Below are 18,453 nucleotides of genomic sequence, written 5' to 3'. Positions count from 1 at the left end.
AGGTAGGAGAGATGTTCACTGTAGACCCGACGCCCAGCATGGGCGAGGAGCTGGACTGGCGGGCCCGCGCGGCCTGCCGCGATGTCGACCCGGAGCTGTTCTTCCCGACCGCGATCGCCGGGCTCGCCCTGGCTGCCGAGGAGCGGCGGGCGCTGTCGGTGTGCGCGGGGTGCCCGGTCCTGGCCGCGTGCCGGACCTGGGCCATCGCCGAGCAGCCGCACGGGATCGCCGGTGGGCTGACCGAGGACGAGCTCCGCCGCGCCCGCCGAGCCACGCCCCGCCGGGCCGGTCGCGTCGAGCGCCCGGCCGTGGTGCCCGGCCCGCCGCCGCGCACCGACCGGGCCCCGGTCATCGCCGCGGGCCAGACGGCGCTCACCGCCGGAGCCGACCGCGGAGACATCGCCCGCACGCTGGGCGTCACCCGCCGGACCGTCGATCGCTGGGCCGCCGCCCTCGCCACCCCTGCCGGGGGTGGTCGGTGATGAGCGAGACGTTCAGGGTCACCGAGTCCGGGCAGGCCGCCGGCCGGATCCGTGAGCTGGTCCGCCGGGTCGCGGTCGAGGTGTTCGGCACGATCGAGATCGAGGTCCCGATCCCCGGGTTCACGGTGTTCACCGATAGCAAGCTGGACGACCCGCTGGCCGGGGTCCGGGCCGCGCTGCTGATGCGCAGCGTCGCCGAGGCCCAGTTCGACTACGCCCGCTCCGCCCGCGGGGCCGGGCGGTCGTGGGACGAGATCGGCGCGGTCCTCAGCTTGCCGACCGGCGGGGTGCCGGTCGGGGAGACGGCCTTCGACGGGCTCGTGTGTGGCCGAGCCCCCGATCCCGAACGCGACGGGATCCGGTCGTTCCGGACGCCGTCGGCGTTCTGGCGGTGCTCGACCTGCGGCGAGCAGGTCACCGACGACGGCCCGTTCGAGTCCCACCCGACCGACAACGAGACCGGCCACACCGACACCTGCAGCCGTCACCAGGCCGACGTCGCGGCGTGGGCGCAGCGGACGGGATGGGACGACTGATGAGCATCCTGTTCAGCTCCACCAGTCTCGTCCTGGCCGTATTCGCCGGGGGCGCCCTGCTGGCGTGGTCGCGCGGGGCTCGCGGTCTGGCCGCCGGGCTCGCCGCGGTCGCGCTGCTCCCGGCCGCGACGCTCGTCACCGCCCTGTCCTGGCCCGCCCTGGTCGCCGTGGCCGGGCTGGCCGTGGTGATCGTGTGGCATCGCTGGACCCGCTCCTCGGCGACGGTGTCGCGGTGGGCGTCGCGCTCGCGTCGCAAGGTCGGGGTGGCGTCGAGCTTGGACGTCGTCCGGCACGCCGGGACTCTCGCGGTGCGGCGCCGGACCGGCACCGTCCGCCCGTCCCTGGCCGGGCTGCCCCGGCTCCAGCGGTGGCGCCTCGCGACCACCGAGGCCGCGGTCGAGCTGTGCCGCACGGGTGCGTTGCGGGTGTGGGCGCTGGTCGAGGACGTCGTGATCGTCGTCGGCGGGCCACGCACCGGCAAGACCGGCTGGCTCGCCGGACGCGTCCTCGACGCCCCCGGCGCCGCCCTGGTGACCTCCACGCGGACCGATCTGCTGGACCTGTGCGCACCTTTGCGGCGCCAGTCGCGGGGTGAGGTGTTCGTGTTCAACCCCGCCGGTCTCGGCGACCGCACGAGCACGATCACGTTCGACCCGCTGACCGGCTGCACGGATCCGGTGACGGCGACGGAGCGTGCGACGGACATGCTCGCTGCCGTCGCCAGTGGTTCGGGTGGGGATCGGGAGTTCTGGGACGGTCAGGCCCGCCGCGTCCTCGCCGCCCTGCTGCATGCCGCCGCGCTCGGCGGGAAGCGGATGGCCGACGTCCTCGGGTGGGTCGCCGACCCCGACGCGGCCGGCCGTGAGGTCCCGGCTCTGTTGCGTCGGTCGGGTGTGACGGCGTTCGAGCAGGACGTCATGCAGTTCATCACCACCAACGAGCGCACCCGTTCCTCGATCACCTCCAGCGTCATGCCCGCGCTCGGGTGGCTGACCCACCCCGCGGCGGCCGCGGCGGCCGAGCCGGGGCAGGGGTTCGACGTGGCCCGGCTCCTGGGTGAGCGGGCGACGGTGTTCCTGCTCGGCGCGGAGGAGGCCCAGACCGCGCCCCTGGTCTGCGCGCTGACCGGGCACATCGCCCGCGAAGCCCGACGCCTCGCCGCCGGAAAACCCGCCGGGCGGCTGGACCCGCCGCTCGGACTCTTCCTCGACGAGGCCGCGCTCATCAGCCCTGTCCCGCTGGAGAGCTGGACCGCCGACATGGGCGGTCGGGGAGTCACGATCCTCTGTGCGTTCCAGTCCCGCGCCCAGCTCCTGGCCCGGTGGGGTGAGCACAAGGCCGCGACGATCCTGAACAACACCGCCGCGGTGATGATCTTCGGTGGGACGCGGGATAAGGCGGACTTGGAGTTCTGGTCCACCCTCGCGGGCGAGCGGGACGAGAAGGTCTCGACCACGGATGAGCACGGCCGGGTCGCGTCCCGGTCGGTGCGGAAGGTGCCGGTGCTGGCCCCGGCGCAGATCGCGAACCTGCCCGCGGGTCGGGTGGTGGTGATCCGGCGGGGGATCGCGCCGGTGATCGGCCGGGCGCGGATGGCGTGGAAGCGGCCCGACGTGCGGCGTCGGGCGCGGCTGATGGCGCGGGTCGCCGCCGAGTCGCGTCGTCACCGGCGCAACGAGGCGGTCCGGGTGTGGGTCGACGGGCAGCTCGAAAGCGCCCTGGTCGTTCTTGCCGTCCGGTGGCCGGAGCGGTTCGGGGAGGCGGCGGAGCGGGTGCGGTCGTCGAACCGGATGTTCGCCGAGCTGCGCGCCATCCGCGGCGGTGACGACGACCCCGCGCCGCGGGCCCTGGTCGAACCGTCGCCCGGCGACGGTCCCGGTGGGACGACGGGCCCGGCCGGACCGGTCGCCGGCGGCGCAGGTGACGGGCAGTGGCAGCGATGAACGAGCGCTACGAATGGTGGACTCCGGCCCAGGCCGTCGACCGCCTCGCAGCCGAGCTGCCCGGCGGGCGGGACGACGCCGAGCAGGTCGTCGCCTCCTACCTGCGGGACGCGACCGGTGTGCACGGTCGTCCGTCGTCGGGGTGGCGGCTGGATGAGTTCGATCTCGACGACGCGCGCGCCCGGTTCGGCTGGGTCGACTTCGCCCGCGGGGAGACGGTCGCCGCCGCCCGGCGCCGGGCCGATGCCGCCGCGATCGCGGCGATTCGGGAGGCGCGTGGGACGTCGGCGGTCACGGAGCGGGCCCGGCTGGCGGAGCTGCACTCGGATGTGGAGATGTGGGGCTTTCGGGCCCACCAGGTCGGCCTCGACGAGCTGACCAACACCACCGCGTGTGATCCGCAGCCCCGGTTGGTGACCGTCGCTCGGGAGGGGCGGGAGCGGTCGCACCGCGAGGCCACCGCCGCGCACGACGCCCGGGCCTTGGCTGCCGAGGCGGCGGCCGCGGCCGCCGCGCTGGGCCCCCGTCCCGATCACGACCCCGCCACCACCGAGCACCTGGACGACGAGGAGGACCGAGTGAGCACCCCCGACGACGGCCATCCCCGCGAGGACGTGAGCACCGACGAGCGCAGTGACCGGGACCGGGTGCTCGACGAGGGACCGGGGTCGTTCGCGGGCGGGCTGTGGTTCACCCCCGACCCTGCGGTCGAGGGCGGGGTCCGGCCGCTTACCGAGGCCGAGATGGCACGGGTCTGCGAGCTGGTCCGCCAGACCCAGGCCGAGGCCACAGACTACGCCGAGGCCGAGGAGCCGCCCGCGGGGCGGGCCCCTGCGGCGGATGGGGACGGGGCGGGGTGGGAGCGGTGATGCCGCCGCCGCAGACCCCCGACGGCGCCGGGACTGAGGTCGTCGTGGCCGGTCTGGCCCGTGAGGTCGACGTGCTGCGCCGCCGGGTCGACGGGCTGGATCCGCTCACCGCCCGGGTGGATCGGCTCGACGAGATGGCCGCCCGGACCGCGGACACCTTGAAGACCGTGATCGGTAGGAAGGCGAAGCCGCCGGCGCCGTCGTGGCTGCTCGCCCCCACCGACCCCGGCGAGGTCGCCGACATGGTCGACGAGCTGATTGCGTGGCTCGGCGCGGTGTTCCTGCGCTACCCCGACGGCGCCTCGGTGCTGCCGGAGTGCTGGCTGTGGCACCCCGACGTGGTCGAGGAACTGCTGTGGCTGATGCACGCATGGTGCGCGGCCTACCAGGGCCCCGACGCGTCGGTCGCCGAGGCGGGGGACTGGCACGACCGCCAGCGCCCCGGGGTGACCGCCCGGATTCGCAAGAGCGCGGGGTCGTGCTCGATCGAGGCCCACCAGACCCGCCCTGGCTGGGCGGCCCCGGGCGGGGCGCCGGTGTCGGTGCCCGGGCTGGCGCACGCGCCCGTGATCACCGGGTGGTGGGCGCAGCACCGCGACCAGGCCCCACCCGAGCCCGCCCCGAACGCCACGAGCCCGATCGGGGGTGCCCTCGGATGACCACCAGCAGCGGTGGTGCGGGTCGGTGGGGTCGGGCCGCGGTGTGGCTCCCAGGTCTGGCCGTCGCGATCGGCGCCGCGGTCGCGACCGCGCACGGCCTGTTCGAGGTCGCCGTAGCCGCCCGGGTCCCGGTCGGGGTGGCGTGGATCTACCCACTGATCACCGACGGCCTCGCCCTGGTCGCCTACACGGCCACTGCGCGGTTGTCGGGGTCGGCGGCCCGCTACGCCTGGACCGTGGTCGTCGTCTCCGCCGGCCTCTCTGGGCTCGCGCAGGCGGTGTACCTCGCCGCCGACACGGTCACCGCGGGCGAGGAGCTGGAAGTCAGCGCCGGTCTTCGGTTCGGGGTCGGGGCGTGGCCCGCGATCGCCGCCGCCGTCGTCGCGCACCTGCTCTACCTCCTGGCCGAGACGCCCAGTGACGAGCCCGCGGATGGCCGGGTCCGGCCGGAGACCGACACCGGGCCCGGGCCGCGAGTTCGGGCGACCATCGCCGTCCCACTGCCCGGCCGGACACCGGTGGAACACCCGGACACCGTGGAACGCGGATCGGGTGTCCCGCCCGCCCTGGACGGGCCTGTGATCCCGGGCCCGCCGCGGCCGGTGTCCCACCCGGCACCCCGCCCAGCCGTCCGCCCGGACGGGTCGGCGGCTGGGGGGACGGGCGGGGCGCATCCGGGCGCGCAGGAGCGCGCCCGCACCACCGCCCTCACCTACCGCCAGAACCATGGCGCCCTCCCGACGGTCCGCGAGCTGGAAGACCTCGCCCAAGTCGGCCGGGGCACCGCCGCCCGAGCCCTCCAGCAGCTCCGCGACACCCCACCGCAGGCCCCGAGCGGCCTGCACCTCGTCCCCGACGAGCCTCAGAACAGGACACAGCCATGAACCCGAGCACCCAGACCAGCAGCACCCACACCGAGACGAGCAGCACCGGCAGCGAGAGCGAGCAGAAGACCAGAACCGAGAACCACTACACCGAACAGAGCAAGAGCACCCCAAGATCAAAAGACTCACACCGAGGCATCACGATCCGATGGGGCGGGCCGGCCTCCGGCCGGCCACGCCGCACCCTCGCCGCCTCCGCCTGCCCGGCGGCCGCCTCCGACCGGTCGACCACCGGTTTCATGATCGTTTGGGTGTGGTCGGGGTGCTGAGGATCGCCACCGGCTACTCGCCGGACTACCTGTTGAAGGAGGTCGCGACCGGGCGAGAGAACTACTACACCGGGGCGGTCGCCGAGGGCGAGCCCCCGGGCCGCTGGTGGGGTGCGGGGGCCGAGAAGCTCGGTTTGGCCGGGCTGGTCGATGCCCAGGACATGCGCGCCCTGTACGAGCGGTTCCTCGACCCGCGGGACGGCGGGTTCCAGGATGTGTCCCAGTGGGACAGCGTCCCGACGCTGGGACACACCGGACGCAAGTACCTGTCCGAGGACGACCTGTATGCGGCGGCGTTGGAACGGGAGCCGGACGCGGCGGCGGAACGTCGCGCCGAGCTGCGTACCGAGGCTGGGAAGGCGGCCCGGCACAACGTCGCCTTCTTGGACGCGACGTTCTCGGTGCAGAAGTCGGTGACGCTGCTGCACACCGCGTTCGAGGCCCGCGAAGTCGCCGCCCGCAACGCCGGGGACGAGGAGACCGCCGCGGCGTGGGGCGAGTTCCGCCAGGCCGTGGAGGACGCGATCTGGGCGGGCAACAACGCCGCCCTCGCGTACCTGGAGGACAAGGCCGGGTATGCCCGGGTCGGGCACCACGGCGGCGCCGCGGGTCGGTGGGTGGACGCGCACGCGTTCACCGTGGCGTCGTTCTTCCAGCACGACTCCCGGGACCGGGACCCGCAGCTGCACATCCACAACGCGATCCTGAACCGGATCCAGGGCCCGGACGGGGTGTGGCGGACCCTGGACTCGCGGGCGATCCACCGCTGGCGCGCCGGGGCGGGTGCGGTGGGGGAGCGCACCACCGAGGAGCGGCTGGCGGCGACGATCGGGACGCTGGTCGCGACCCGCCCGGACGGGAAGTCCCGCGAGGTCGTCGGCGTCTCGGCCGAGGCGATGTCGCTGGTGTCGAACCGCCGGCATGCGGTGACGGCCAAGGCGGCGGAGCTGATCGAGGCGTTCGAGACCCGCTACGGCCGCGCCCCGAACAGCGTCGAGCGCGACCGACTGGCCCAGCAGGCCACCCTCGCCACGCGGGCCGCGAAGTCGCACGACGGGGAGACCCGTGGGGACATGCTGGACCGGGTCGCCGCTCGGTTGCAGGCCGACATCGCCGGTGGGCTGGCGGGGATCGCCGACGCCGCCCTGGCCGCCCGCCGCGAGGGCGTGACCCCGCAGACGTTCAACCCCCAGGCGGTGATCGAGATAGCCCTGGAGGACGTGGCGTCGCGCAAGTCGGGGTGGACCCGCTCGGATCTGGTGCGGGCGGTCAACGCGGCGCTGCCGGACTACCTCGGGGTCCCCGACGGCGGCGACGTCGCGGTGCTGCTCGACCAGCTCACCGACCACGCGCTCGTCTACGCGATCGCGCTGGAGTCCGAGCGGCCCGGGTCGGGGCTGCTGCCCGACGAGCTGCGCGTGGCGAACGGCGAGTCCGCCTACCTCGCCCCGGGTGGGCGGGTCTACTGCACCCCCGATCAGGTCCGCTCGGAGCGGATCCTGCTCGCCGCCACCAGCGCCTGCGACGGCGCCGCCCTGACCGGGGCGCAGGCGGAGCGATTCCTGCGCACCCTGCGCAGCGAGGGCCTCGAACTGGGTGTCGACCAGGCCGCCGCGGTGCGGGGGATCCTCACCTCCGGCGCCCGGGTCGAGACCCTCGTCGGTCCCGCCGGGACCGGGAAGTCCTACGTCGTGGGGAACCTGGCCCGCGCCTGGACCGACCCCGAGCTACGACCGCCCGGCGGGCCGGGCGGTGGTCCGGGGCGGGTGTTCGGTTTGGCGACCAGCCAGCGCGCCACCGAGGTCCTGACCGCTGAGGGGCTGACGGCGTCGAATACCGCCCGCTGGCTCGCGACCCAGGACCGCCTCGCCGCCGCTCCGGCCGACCGTCGGACGGTGGCCGGTGACGAGGTGTGGCGGCTGCGGGAGGGGGACCTGCTGGTGATCGACGAGTCGGGGATGACCGACACCGCCGCCCTCGCCGCCATCCATCAGCGGGCTGACGAGGCGGGGGCGAAGCTGCTGCTGGTCGGGGACCACCGCCAGCTCGCCGCGGTCGGCGCCGGCGGCGGCATGGACCTGCTCGCCACGGCCGGGTCCCGCTACGAACTCACCGACGCCCGCCGGTTCAGCGCCGAGTGGGAACGCGACGCCAGCTTGCGGCTGCGCGAGGGCGACCAGACCGTGCTCCGCACCTACCACCAGCAGGGTCGCCTGCTGGACTCCGGCACTCGCGAGGACGCCGAGACCTCGGCGGCGCGGGGCTGGCTGGCCGACCACCTCGCCGGGCGGCGATCGCTGCTGCTGGTCGACACCAACGAGCAGGCCGCCCGCCTCTCCAGCTCGATCCGGACCGAGCTGGTGCGCCTCGGACGAGTGCAGGAAGCCGGGGTGCGGCTGGGGTTCGACGAGACCACCGCCGGGGTCGGGGACCTGGTCGAGGCTCGCCACAACGCCCACCACCTGGCCGGGTTCGAAGGGAACCGGCGCGGCCCGCACAACCGCGACCTCTACCGGATCACCGCCGTCCGCGACGACGGCACCCTGGAGGTCACCACCGACACCCACGGCCCGGATCACGGGCCGGCCGTCGGGGCCCGCCTCGTGCTGCCCGCGACATACGTGGGCCAGCACCTGGCCCTCGGCTACGCCGGGACCACCCATGCCGGGCAGGGTGCCACCGTCGACACCACCCACACCGTGGTCACCCCCACGACCCGCGCGAACTCGCTCTACGTCGGGATGTCCCGCGGCCGTGGCCGCAACACCGCCCACGTCACCACGCGGGTCGCGCCGGCGGATCCGGCCGACGGCACCGCAGCCCGCCACGAGCTGCACCGCGACCCCGTCGCCGTCCTCGCCTCCATCCTCGCCACCGCTGACCAGGTCCTCGACCGGTCCGCGGTGGCGATCGCGATCGAGTCCGCCCACGAGGCCGGGAGTGCGCGGACGGTGGCCGAGCTGCTCGCCGACGCCGCGCAGCTCGCCGCGACCGAGCGCACCGCCGCCTCGCTGGACCGCCTCGTCCACGACGGCACGCTAACGACCGAGCAGCGGGCGCGGATCGCGGCCGAGGACGGCACCGCCGCTCTGACCCGGGTCTTGCGCCGCGCCGAACTCGCCGGACTCGAGCCGCACGCCGTGCTCGCCGAGGCCGTCGAGCGCGGCCCCCTGGCCAGGGCGCGCAACGTCAGCAACGTCGTCTACTCCCGCATCCGCGACCAGCACCGCCTCGACCCGCTCGGGGAGCGCTGGACGGACTGGATTCCCCAGACCGACAACCTCCAGTGGAGCAGTTACCTCCACCGGCTCGCCGACGCCGCCGACCAGCGCGCAGACGACCTCGGTGCTGCCGCGGCTGTCGAGCCGCCCGCGTGGGCGGTCGAGGCGTTCGGCGACGTCCCCACCGAGCCGCTGGCCCGGCAGCGGTGGTGCGACGACGTCGGGCGCGTTGCCGCCTACCGCGAGGTCCGCGGTCACGACGACCCGACCGATGCGCTCGGCCCGGCTCCGAAGCCCGGGCAGGTGGAGGAGTTCGCCGCGCACCGCGCGGCGTGGCGGGCGCTCGGACGGCCGGAGATCAACCGCGAGCACTTGGAGCTGTCCAACGGCCAGCTTCGCATCCGAGTCCGCGCCTACGAACGCGAACTCGCCGCCGCACCCCGCTACGTCGCCAACGAACTCGCCGGAACCCGCCAGGCCGCCGAGGCCCAGCGTCAGGACGCCGCGGTCACCCGCGCAGCCCTCGACAACGCATCTGATGAGGCGGAGCGGGAGCGGCTGGCCGAGCGGGCGGCCGGGGCGGAGGCGATGGCCGCGCTGTTGGAGCAGCAAGCCGGGCAGCTCCAGGAGATCGACGACGCCCGCAGTACATGGCTCGCCCACACCGCACAGACCCGGGTGCAAGCTGAGTTGTCCAAGGCCGAGCTGTCCGCACGGGATGCCGCCGACGACCCCGACGACCGGGTGACCGCCGCGGAGTGGAGGGCCGCCCACGACGCGGCGGTCGCCGAGGACGAGCAGTACCGGGAGATCACCGAGGACGACATCCACGATCAAGCCCCCGACGACCGCGACGCCGTCACGATCGAGCAACACGACACCGAGGCGGCGGACAGCCGCCGAGACGACGTCCGCGAGATCGCCGCGAACCGACCGGCCCCGGTGCTGGAGGACGCGGTGCGGGTACCCGAAGCGGCTGAGACGACCGACCACCTCGACCACGCCGGCCGAATCCTCGACGAGATCCGCTACCGCGGCACCGCCGAGGACGACCACGAGGAACGAGCCGCCGAACTCGCCCGCTGGCACACCGAACAGGCCAGCTACGTCAAGGACGACGCCGACGGGGTCGATGAGCCGGGGCTGGCCGACAGCCGGTGGTGACCGTGGTCGGCGGCGGGGGACCTACTCCGCCGCCGACCATCCTTCGACCTCGATCGGCGGCGGGCCCTCCCGGCGCCAGGCCCACCGCAGCGTCGCTCGGACTCCGTCCCCCCATCCCGGCGACCGTTCCGCCCGATGGGGGTACAGTTCCTCGAAGCGCTCCGATGCCAGGTACTCCGCCTCGATCAGCTCCTCGTACGCCGACGCCCGGGTCCGGGTCACCGGCGCTTCCGCAGGATGCGGCCGGCCCCACGGAGGGCGGTAGATCGCGCAGGCCATCCAGGCGCACGTCGCGACCACTGCCGCGGCGTACCAGTCCAGAACCCCCTGCTCGGCTTGCTCCGCCGACCGGCTCTCTGCCGCGTCCCAGACCGCCGCGAGACCCTCGCGCGGGACCCGGAGGTTCCCCGCCGGGATCCGCGCTACCTGTTCAGCAGTCGCCGCCATGCTCCCCAGGGTGACACCAGCCACCGACAACGACCATTAACCTCGCGCGAGACGGCCGAAGTAATGCGCTCATGTCTCCAGGAGAGCGTTCTACGAGGGTGCTCCGGCCGGGGTGAACGACATCTGCACCTCGCCGCCCGTGACGGTCAGATCGATCGTCCCGGTCGCGGTGAGGGTGGCCGACGCCGTCGGGATCGTAGGACGCGGGTCGTCTTCAATGGCGTCGAACCAGTCGAGGAACTCACGGATCGTCCCGATCCGTGCGACGCGCTGGTGCAGCGCGGTCTGGTCGTGTCCACGAACGAAGTCGGACTCGAATACGACCTCGCCACAGCCGCAGCGGCACTGCCGCCCGAACGCCTGGCCCTCCTCGACGTAGGTGATCGGGTTCCGGACGCCGACCGCCTTCTCCGGGGTGGGCTTCCCGACGAAGGCGTCCCAGATCGGCTCGCCAGGTCCGAGCGGAGCACCCTCGATGATCCGCTTGCCGGGCTTCCCCCGAGCAGGAACGATCCGATCGATCCGGCCGACCATCACCACCTCGCCGCCGTAGGAGAACGCGACGTACTGCTGGCGGTCTCCACGCTCGCCGATCGAAAAGTAGCCGTGGTTCATCTTCCAGTTGTCCTCGATCGAGGCCGTCTCGTCCCATCCCGAGTACTCCCGACGCAGCGGGTCGGTCGGGTCGTTGGTCAGGCTGGTCTTGCGAAGAGTGATGTGGATCATCCGATAGCCTCATACTCGTGAGAGCCCGTGTTTCGGGCTAGTGAGTACAGAGTCTCACCGGTACTCAGTAAGCGCAACTGCTTGGTTTCTCGGGTATCTAATTATAGAGCGTCTGCGTGCCTGGTCGGCCGGGGCGATGCTCGCGATCGACGTCAGGCAGTGACCTCCGGCGCGGGCGGTGTTGCGCGGACGTCGGGTCCGAGCACTGTCGCCCGTCGCCCGCGAGAGACCTCGACCAGCCCCTCCTCGCGTAGGAGCGAGACGGCGCGATGTGCGGTCCCGACGGCGCAGGAGTTGGCGACGGCGAGTTCGGCCATCGTCGGCAGGAGGGAGCCTGCCGGGAGGGTGCCGTCCTGAATCTGCTGACGGAGTGCGGCGGCGAGCAGCTCGTATGGCCCTGCTCGTCGCACTGCGGGCTTCGGCTGGGGGAGCATCGTGGCGATCGTCGCGGCGGCGCGCCGGTCGGCCTCCTCGACCCACGCCGCGTACACCCGCAGGGTCGTCGCGCCGCCGCTGCCGTGCCCGAGTCGACCGGCGACGGTCCGGATGTCGACTCCGGCCGCGACCAGCTCGGTCGCGGAGTAGTGGCGGAGCGAGTGGAGCCGGGTGCTGCGCAGCTTCAACCGGACGGCGAGCCGTCGGTAGCGCTGGCTGATCGCGCGGGGCGCGTAGGGCGTCCGTCCGTCGGGCGACGGCGAGAACACGAACCCGTCGGACTCGAACTCGACGCCGAGCGCGGACAGTCTGCTGACCCAGAGGTCCCGTTGCGTGCGCAGCAGCTCGACGGTGTGCGGGTCGAGCGCGACCCGGCGCTTGCGGTCGGTCTTGGTCGACTTCTCCACGACGCCGGCTTTGGATTGGGTGTTGCTGCGCTGGACCCAGACGGTCGCGCGGTCGAGGTCGACGTCGTGCCAGCGCAGCGCGGAGATCTCGCCGCGGCGGGGGCCGATGAGCATGGTCAGCCAGAGCAGGAGGCCCCACTCCGGGTCGCGCCATGCCTCGTTGAGGATTGCCGCTGCTTCGTCGGCGCTGGGCGGGTCGGGCTCGGCCTTGCTCGGTGCGGGGGCCTGGGCGATGGCGGCGGGGTTGACGCCGAGGTGGCGCCAGCGCACGGCCCGGTCGAGCGCGGCGCGGAGGATGTAGTGCACTTTGCGGGTCGTGCTGGCGCTCAGCGGTCGGCACTCGTGTCCGGCGCGGGGGCGACCGGTACAGAGGGTCCGGCAGCGCTGGAGGCGGGCGTAGAAGCGCTCCAGCAGCTCGGCGTCGAGCTTGCCCGCCTGGAGGTGGCCGAAGGTGGGCAGCACGTAGAGCCGGATCAGGTCGTCGTAGCGTTCCTGCGTGGTGGGTTGGAGGTCGGCGACCTCCAGCCACTGCGAGACGGCCTGTCCGACGCTGATCGAGGACTTCGGCTGCTTGTTCTCGTCGACCTGGCGCTGGAGCTTGGTCAGCGCCTTCTTAGCCTCGGCGTGGGTCTTGCAGGTCTCCCGGAGCTTGCGCTTCTTGCCCGTCAGCGGGTCGATGCCGGCGAACACCTCGGCGCGGAACGAACCGCTCGGCAGCTCCTCGATGTAGCCGCGCGACGTGCGCTTCTGCGGGGGCATGGGCGGACCGTAGCCAAGTTTGGCCCCACAAATGGCCCCACGGGCGTCTGTCGTTCGCGATCGCGAACAGCGTTTCCGCTGGTCACGGTGTAGTGCCCCCGGCAGGATTCGAACCTGCGGCACCCGCTTTAGGAGAGCGGTGCTCTATCCCCTGAGCTACGAGGGCCTGACGGGAGCCTACCCGGACGCCTCCCCGCCGGACCGCCGGTGCCGCCCGCCGCGCCGCGGAACGGCGGATCCGCCGTTCCGCGCGGAATTCGGGAATCGTCGCCGTGACGTCGCCCACTACGACACCGGAAGGCTTCTGCGAGTGCACGGCGACAGCGACCTCCTCGCAGCCGGAACGGTGCCACGAGCCGCGTCGACCTGCGGATTCGTGGTTCGGGGACGATGTCGCCGCCACCTCGCAGTTCACGCCGGGAGGCTGCTGCTCCCCGCTGGCAACTGATCCGTTGGGGCGATCGGGAAATCGTTCTACGGTCCCCGCAGGCGACGGGGAGGGCCAGTGCGATCGTTGTTCCGGAACACGCGGTTCCGCCGGTTGTTCACGGCCCAGGTCGTCGCTCTGGTCGGGACCGGTCTCACGACGGTCGCGCTCGGGCTGCTCGCCTACGACCTGGCCGGCGAGCGGGCCGCGCTCGTCCTCGGCTCGGCACTGACGATCAAGATGGCGGCCTACGTCGTCGTCGGGCCGGTCGTCGGCGCGGTCGCCGACCGGGTCCCGCGACGGATGCTGATGGTCGGCGCGGACGTCGTCCGCGCGGCGGTCGTGCTCGTCCTGCCCTGGGTGACCGGGATCTGGCAGGTGTTCGTCCTGGTCGCGGTGCTCCAGGTCGCCTCGGCGACGTTCACCCCCGTGTTCCAGTCGGTCATCCCCGACGTCGTCCCCGACGAGCGGGACTACGCCGGGGCGCTGTCGGCCTCGCAGCTCGCGAGCAGCGCGGAGACGGTGCTGAGCCCGCTGCTGGCCGCGGCGGCCGTCGCGGTGACGAGCTACTCGACGCTGTTCGTCGGCACCTGTGCCGGGTTCGTGTTCTCCGCGGTCGTCGTGGCGTCGACGGCCGTCCCGCCGGTCGCGGGCCGCGCCCAGGGCGGCTTCGCGACCCGGCTGCTGCTCGGGGTCCGGCTGTTCCGGGCGGTCCCGCAGTTGCGGGGGCTGCTGGCGCTGAACGTCGTCGTCGCCGCGGTGGGGGTGGTGTCGCTGGTGACGACGGTGAACGTCGTCCGCGACCTGCTCGGCGGCACCGAGGCCGATGTCGGGCTGCTGCTCGCGGTGTCCGGCGCGGGCACGGCCGCGGCGGCGCTGGCCTCCCCGTGGGTCGCCCGGCGGCTCCCGGTCCGGACGGTGATGCTGGCCGGTGCGGCGGTCTCCTGCCTGGCGGCCGGCGCGACCCTGCTGCTGGCGGCCGCACCGTCGTGGACGACCGCGGCGTTCGCCTGGGCGCTGGTCGGCTTCGGCCCGGGGTGGATCATGGTCAACACCGGTCGCCTGCTGCGCACCTCGGCCGGGCCCGGCCAGCGGCCCGCCCTGTTCAGCGCGCAGTTCTCGCTCTCGCACGCCTGCTGGCTGCTCACCTACCCGCTCACCGGCTGGCTGGCGGTCTCGGCCGGCTGGACGGTCACCTGGTCGGTCCTCGCCGCGCTCGCCGTCGTCGCGCTCGGGGTGGCGGTCACGGTCTGGCCGACGGCCGGCGCCGACCTCGTGCGGCACCGCCACGACCACGACGCCGACCACGCCCACGTCGTCACCGCCAGCCCCTCGGTGCACGGCTGGACCCACGCGCACCGGCTCGTCGTCGACGACCAGCACCCGCACGGACCCGTCCCGGTGTGACCGTTCAGGCCGCCGGGAGCAGCCCGTCGGCGACCTCCCGGGCCGCGCGGATCGGCCCCGCCCCGTGCTCGACCACCGCCATCGCGGCCGCCCCCTCCAGGAGGATCATCAGGGTCCCGGCGATCGCCGCGGCCGGCTCGGCCGTCCCCAGCCGCTCGACCTGGGTCTGCAGGTAGCTGCGCAGCGCGGTCTTGTGGTGCCGGACGACCTCGCGGGCCGGGTGGTCGAGGCGCGGCAGCTCGGAGGTCGCGTTGAGGAACGCGCAGCCGCGGAAGCCCTCCCGGGACTGCCAGGTCTCGTAGGCTTCGAAGACGGCGAGGATCCGGTCCCGCGGCGACGCGTGGTCGGCGGTGATCCGGTCGACGTCGTCCTGCCACCGGCGGTCGCGGTCCCGCAGGTAGGCGACGACGAGCCGGTCCTTCGAGCCGAAGTTCGTGTACAGCGCCGTCTTGGTGACGCCCGCCTCGGCGGCGACGGTGTCCACCCCGACCGCGTTGATGCCGTCCCGGTAGAAGAGCCGGGACGCGGCGTCGAGCACCTTCGCCCCGGCGTCGCCGCGCCGTGTGCGTGCCATGCGTTCTCCTGGAGTGAACCGAACGGTCTGTTCCGAGAAGGCGACTCTAGCAGCAGAGACGATGCTGTCCGTCGGCACGAGTTGCAAACAAACAGACAGGTCTGTTCACTACCGGCATGACGGCGACCTGCGAACGGCCCGGACCTGCACCCGCCACCGACCGGCCCTGGTGGACCACCGCGCTGCTCGGCGCCGGGGTGATCGCGCTCTGCTACGGCGTCGCCCGCTACGCCTACGGACTGTTCGTGCCTCGCTTCACCGAGACGTTCGGCCTGACCCCGGCCGCGGTCGGCGTGCTCGGCGGGCTCTCCACGGCCGGCTACGTCCTCGGGCTGCTCGCCGCTCCGGCGCTGTCGGCGCGGTCGGCGCGCGGCGCCACGATCGCGGCCGCCGTCTCCGCGACGGTGGGGCTGCTGCTCATGGCCCTCGCACCCGGCGTGGTGGTGTTCGGTGCCGCGATCGTGGTGGCGGGGGCCGGGGCCGGCATCGCGACGCCCGGGGTGGCGCAGCTCGTCGTCGAGACGGTCGGTGCGGCCGCGCGCACCCGGGCACAGGCCTGGGCGAACACCGGCACCGGGGCGGGGCTCGCGCTGACCGCGTTCACGCCGCTGCTGCCGGGGGACTGGCGGGCCGTCTGGCTCGGGTTCGGTCTGGTCGCGGTCGTCGTCACTGCTGCCGCCGCGTGGTCGCTGCCGCGGGGGGTCCCCGAGGCGGCGCCCGCGCAGCGCGGGCACGACCGGGTGCTGCCGCTGCTGGCCGTCGCCGGGCTGCTGGGGCTGGTCAGCGCGCCGTACTGGACCTTCTCGACCGCGCGGCTCGACGAGCTCGGCGCCGGGCCGGTCGTCGGCACCGTCGCCTGGTGTGTGGTCGGTGTGGTCGGTGTGGTCGGCGGCGCGGTGGGACGGGCGGCGCAGCGGTACGGGCTGCGAACGGTCGGGCTCGTCGTCTGGACCCTGTTCTCGGCCGGGATCGCCCTGCTCGCCCTGCCGGAGCCGGGCCTGGCCGGTGCGGTCGTCTCGGCGGGCCTGTTCGGTGCCGGCTACATCGGGCTGACCGGGCTGTGCATCCTGTGGGCCGCACACATCCTCCCGGGCGCTCCCGCACGCGCGGTCACGTGGGCGTGCCTCGCCCTGGGCGTCGGCCAGACGGTGGGCTCACCGCTCGCCGGGGGGCTGGCCGGCCGGATCGGGACGGCGGGGACGTTCGCCGTCGCCGCCGCGCTGGGGCTGCTGGCCTGGGCTCAGCTGCACCCGCGGCTGGCGCCGCCGGACGCGGACCGGTCCTGGACGACGGCGTCCCCCGGCGCGGACGTGCCGCACCGGGGGACGGGCGTCAGCGACGGGCCGGGGCGCGGCCGTGCGTGACGGCGCTCCAGGTGTCGATGCCCACCCAGATCGCGCGGAGCACGTTCCCGGTGCGCCGGCCGGCGTCCCGCAGGGTCTCGGACCAGGACGGCATCGGGGTCTCGTGGGTGGTCATCGGCTACCTCCTCGTAGTGGTCGACTCGGACGCTGCTGTGTCCGCATCGCGCCACGAGAGTAGCCCTTGAGACACAGTTGCCTCAAAGGTGACGATGGTGTGTCACGCCTCATCCGCTCGGAGCAGCACCGGTGACAGGTCGCAGCAGCCGGGCGCATACGCGTGACCAGCGCGGGCCACCCCGTGACGCGGCTCGGTCGCCGCGTCGCCCGCATGGTGGTTTCATGAACATTGCCCGCTTTTGATCTGGACATCCGGTTCAGGGGGCGCCGCACGCAGGAGGACCGATTGTTCAGCATCACCGTCCGGGACCACGTCATGGTGGCGCACAGCCTGCGCGGCGAGGTCTTCGGACCGGCGCAGCAGCGACACGGCGCGACCTTCCTCGTCGACGCCACCTTCCGGCGCCCTGAGCTGGACCCGGACGGGATCGTCGTCGACATCGGGCTGGCCACCGCGCAGCTCGCGGAGACGCTCGCCGACCTCAACCACCGCGACCTCGACGACCACCCCGAGTTCGCGGGCGTCAACACGACCACCGAGTTCCTGGCCCGGGCGATCGCGGACCGGCTCGCCGACCGCATCGGCGCGGGGAAGCTCGGCGGCAACGCCGGCGGGCTGACCGGCGTGACGGTGACGCTGCACGAGTCGCACGTCGCGTGGGCGAGCTACGAGCGGGACCTGTGACGGCTCCCGCACCGCCCCGCACCACGGGGCGTGCGGTGCACGTCGTCGTCCCTGCCGGGATCGACGACCCGCGTTCGCCGAGCGGCGGGAACCGCTACGACCGCGGTGTCTGCGCCGCGTTCGACCGTCCCGTGCGGGAGATCGCCGTCGTGGGCGGCTGGCCGGACCCGGACCGGGCCGCCCTCGAGCGGCTCGACGCGGCGCTCACGGGCGTCCCGGACGGCGGGTCGGTGCTGCTCGACGGGCTCGTCGCCTGCGCCGCGCCGGGGGTCCTCGCCCGTCACACCGGCCGGGTACGCGTGGTCGTCCTGGTGCACCTGCCGCTGGGCGACGAGCACGGGCTCGCCGCGGCGGTCGTCGCGGACCGCCGGGCCCGGGAGCGCGCGGCGCTGCACGCGGCAGCCGCCGTCGTCACCACCAGCCGATGGACGGCACGGCGGGTGGTCCGTCTGCACCAGCTGTCCGTCGCCCGCGTGCACGTCGCGTCGCCGGGGGTGGACGCTGCCCCGATGACGTCCGCGCACCCGGCCGGTACCCGGCTGCTCGCGGTCGGGGCGCTCACCCCGACCAAGGGCCACGACCTGTTGGTCGAGGCCCTCGCCCGCGTCGCCGACCGGGAGTGGACGTTGCGCCTGGCCGGGCCGCTCGACCGCGTCCCCGCGCACACCGCGGCCGTGCGCGCGGCGGTGGACCGGCACGGCCTGGCCGGGCAGATCACCCTCACCGGCCCGCTGACCGGCCCCGCCCTCGACGCCGCCTACGCCTCCGCGGACCTGCTCGTGCTGCCCTCGCGCACCGAGAGCTACGGGATGGTCGTCACCGAGGCGCTGGCCCGGGCCGTCCCGGTGATCGCCGCTGCGGTCGGCGGGGTGCCCGAGGCGCTCGGCGACGGTGGGCTGCTCGTCGAGCCCGGCGACCAGGAGGCGCTGGCCGCCGCGCTGCGGTCCTGGCTGACCGACCCGGGAATGCGCGCGGACCTGCGCGCCGCCGCCCGGGCCCGCCGGGACCGGCTCGACGGCTGGGCCGACACCGCCCGCGCCCTCTGCGCGGTGCTGCCGTGAGTGCCGCCGACCACCGC

The 18,453-nt window shown here is 74.0% G+C and carries 16 protein-coding genes and 1 tRNA gene; 12 read left to right on the top strand and 5 right to left on the bottom strand.

The features are described 5' to 3' along the window. The first annotated feature begins 11 nt into the window (after positions 1–11). Genes AC0GKK_RS11780 through mobF form a run of 8 tightly spaced genes read left to right on the top strand, consistent with a single transcriptional unit; the run spans position 12 to position 10,027 of the window. Complete coding sequence (locus AC0GKK_RS11780; RefSeq protein WP_489883812.1) at positions 12–482, top strand: WhiB family transcriptional regulator; 471 nt, start codon at positions 12–14, stop codon at positions 480–482. Beyond that, entirely contained in the window at positions 482–1,018 is a 537-nt protein-coding gene (locus AC0GKK_RS11775; protein WP_489883811.1) for a hypothetical protein, read from the top strand. Before AC0GKK_RS11780 ends, AC0GKK_RS11775 begins: the two co-directional genes overlap by 1 nt. Beyond that, positions 1,018–2,961, top strand: a complete 1,944-nt coding sequence (locus AC0GKK_RS11770; RefSeq protein WP_489883810.1) for a type IV secretory system conjugative DNA transfer family protein — start codon at positions 1,018–1,020, stop codon at positions 2,959–2,961. Before AC0GKK_RS11775 ends, AC0GKK_RS11770 begins: the two co-directional genes overlap by 1 nt. After that, the gene (locus AC0GKK_RS11765) at positions 2,949–3,830 is read left to right on the top strand and encodes a hypothetical protein (RefSeq protein WP_489883809.1); all 882 of its coding nucleotides are present in this window, start codon (positions 2,949–2,951) and stop codon (positions 3,828–3,830) included. Before AC0GKK_RS11770 ends, AC0GKK_RS11765 begins: the two co-directional genes overlap by 13 nt. Continuing rightward, positions 3,830–4,489 (top strand): hypothetical protein, encoded by a 660-nt coding sequence (locus AC0GKK_RS11760; RefSeq protein WP_489883808.1) that lies wholly within the window; start codon positions 3,830–3,832, stop codon positions 4,487–4,489. Before AC0GKK_RS11765 ends, AC0GKK_RS11760 begins: the two co-directional genes overlap by 1 nt. Further along, complete coding sequence (locus AC0GKK_RS11755; protein WP_489883807.1) at positions 4,486–5,373, top strand: hypothetical protein; 888 nt, start codon at positions 4,486–4,488, stop codon at positions 5,371–5,373. The genes AC0GKK_RS11760 and AC0GKK_RS11755 overlap by 4 nt, the downstream gene beginning before the upstream one ends. After that, positions 5,370–5,642, top strand: coding sequence for a hypothetical protein (locus AC0GKK_RS11750; RefSeq protein ID WP_489883806.1), 273 nt, complete (start codon positions 5,370–5,372; stop codon positions 5,640–5,642). Before AC0GKK_RS11755 ends, AC0GKK_RS11750 begins: the two co-directional genes overlap by 4 nt. Then, entirely contained in the window at positions 5,627–10,027 is a 4,401-nt protein-coding gene (gene mobF, locus AC0GKK_RS11745) for a MobF family relaxase (protein WP_489883805.1), read from the top strand. Before AC0GKK_RS11750 ends, mobF begins: the two co-directional genes overlap by 16 nt. Positions 10,028–10,564: 537 nt before the next feature. Here the strand turns inward: mobF and AC0GKK_RS11740 are convergent. The 3 genes from AC0GKK_RS11740 to AC0GKK_RS11730 all read right to left on the bottom strand — a co-directional run bounded on the left by AC0GKK_RS11740 (position 10,565) and on the right by AC0GKK_RS11730 (position 12,967). After that, a complete protein-coding gene (locus tag AC0GKK_RS11740) occupies positions 10,565–11,200 on the bottom strand; it encodes a hypothetical protein (RefSeq protein ID WP_489883804.1) in 636 nt (211 codons plus the stop codon). A 152-nt stretch (positions 11,201–11,352) separates the two neighbouring features. Next, a complete protein-coding gene (locus tag AC0GKK_RS11735) occupies positions 11,353–12,801 on the bottom strand; it encodes a tyrosine-type recombinase/integrase (protein ID WP_489883803.1) in 1,449 nt (482 codons plus the stop codon). 93 nt (positions 12,802–12,894) lie between these two features. Then, positions 12,895–12,967 (bottom strand) — tRNA-Arg (locus AC0GKK_RS11730). A 375-nt stretch (positions 12,968–13,342) separates the two neighbouring features. On the opposite strand from AC0GKK_RS11730, the gene AC0GKK_RS11725 reads away from it, so the two are divergent. Then, entirely contained in the window at positions 13,343–14,635 is a 1,293-nt protein-coding gene (locus AC0GKK_RS11725) for an MFS transporter (RefSeq protein ID WP_405419512.1), read from the top strand. A 4-nt stretch (positions 14,636–14,639) separates the two neighbouring features. Here the strand turns inward: AC0GKK_RS11725 and AC0GKK_RS11720 are convergent, their stop codons facing one another. Then, positions 14,640–15,209 (bottom strand): TetR/AcrR family transcriptional regulator, encoded by a 570-nt coding sequence (locus AC0GKK_RS11720; RefSeq protein ID WP_489883802.1) that lies wholly within the window; start codon positions 15,207–15,209, stop codon positions 14,640–14,642. Between the two features lie 116 nt (positions 15,210–15,325). Between AC0GKK_RS11720 and AC0GKK_RS11715 the strand changes: the two genes are divergently transcribed. Beyond that, a complete protein-coding gene (locus AC0GKK_RS11715) occupies positions 15,326–16,573 on the top strand; it encodes a YbfB/YjiJ family MFS transporter (RefSeq protein WP_489883801.1) in 1,248 nt (415 codons plus the stop codon). Here the strand turns inward: AC0GKK_RS11715 and AC0GKK_RS11710 are convergent. Continuing rightward, positions 16,542–16,688, bottom strand: a complete 147-nt coding sequence (locus AC0GKK_RS11710) for a hypothetical protein (protein WP_157818460.1) — start codon at positions 16,686–16,688, stop codon at positions 16,542–16,544. The genes AC0GKK_RS11715 and AC0GKK_RS11710 overlap by 32 nt on opposite strands. Positions 16,689–16,976: 288 nt before the next feature. Here AC0GKK_RS11710 and AC0GKK_RS11705 point away from each other — a divergent pair, with 288 nt between their 5' ends. Continuing rightward, entirely contained in the window at positions 16,977–17,375 is a 399-nt protein-coding gene (locus tag AC0GKK_RS11705) for a 6-pyruvoyl trahydropterin synthase family protein (protein WP_073577581.1), read from the top strand. Next, a complete protein-coding gene (locus AC0GKK_RS11700; RefSeq protein ID WP_489883800.1) occupies positions 17,372–18,436 on the top strand; it encodes a glycosyltransferase family 4 protein in 1,065 nt (354 codons plus the stop codon). The genes AC0GKK_RS11705 and AC0GKK_RS11700 overlap by 4 nt, the downstream gene beginning before the upstream one ends. Positions 18,437–18,453: the final 17 nt, after the last annotated feature.

It is taken from the genome of Pseudonocardia sp. P-1 (assembly GCF_058111925.1).
Note: the sequence above shows the minus strand (reverse complement) of the source record. Positions and strands in the feature narration are given on the sequence as shown.